Raw genomic sequence first — 1,006 nt, forward strand, 5'->3', positions numbered from 1 at the left:
ACAAATCAGATTCCAAACATCTCAGTGACGAATGACCGAAAACCTTTGAATAATGGAATCGCATACCTGGGCAAATGTGTCTTTGCCTATATCGATTTCTGCTTCAGAAAACGGGGCGATACTGCCGCTCGCCCCGTGCAATATTTACTCACGAGACGCTTCTCAAATCTTGAATCTCGGTCTGAACTCTTCTTTGAAAGGCGCAAAGGCTTTCTTACTCTGAAGGTAGCCCAGCACGATCTCTTTGAAGTTCGGGAATCTGCCTGCCTCTTCGTCAGTTCGGACCAGGGTTTCCTCACCCGTAACGCCAATAATCTCTCCTGAAGGTATAGCCTGCCCTTTTGGAATAATCCGATGTGTCTCCTTGGCGCCATCAATTGTGTCTGAATATAGCACCTTTCCCTCAAGGACTACGGCAAAGGAACCGGCAATCTCCTCGAGATCATAGATTTCGTGAGAGGAGATTATCATTGTTTTGCCCTCCTGGAGAACATAATCTCTCAGCACACCCATCACTTCCTGTCTTATCACCGGATCGAGACTCTGAGTAGGTTCGTCGAGGATGAGGAGATCAGCTCCGCTAGCAACCGTAAGAGCTATATGGAATAGAGTTTTCATGCCCATAGAGTATGTTTCAACTCTCTCGTTTAGATTGAACTTGTAATGCACTGCGAAACTGGCGAAAACCTTCTCTTGCCAGCCAGGATAAAGCATTCTCCACATCCTCAGGTAATCCTCGCCGAGGAACCTCCTGAAGGTAAGGCGGTCTTCCGTCATGACCGCTATCTTCTCCTTAGTACGCGATGTAACATTTTCCCCAAAGACCTTCACTTCTCCACCTTCCGGTGCGATTTCGCCGAATATACAGCGGAGAGTGGTGGTCTTTCCTGCCCCATTTGGTCCGACTATCGCAAAGATATCTCCCTGCTCCACATTGAAAGAAATATCGTTAAGAACAGGCTTCGACGAGAAGGACTTTCTTAGTTTATCTACAGAGACTATCATT

Annotated in this window: 1 protein-coding gene; it reads right to left on the reverse strand. The window is 47.0% G+C overall.

Going from position 1 to position 1,006, the window contains the following annotated elements; translation table 11 throughout:
* Positions 1-162: 162 nt before the first annotated feature.
* The coding region (locus tag BG32_RS01910) for an ABC transporter ATP-binding protein (RefSeq protein ID WP_006486666.1) at positions 163-1,006 on the reverse strand (844 nt) is incomplete at its 5' end.

The sequence above is a fragment of the Mesotoga sp. HF07.pep.5.2.highcov genome (assembly GCF_003666285.1).
Taxonomy (GTDB): Bacteria; Thermotogota; Thermotogae; order Petrotogales; family Kosmotogaceae; genus Mesotoga; species Mesotoga prima.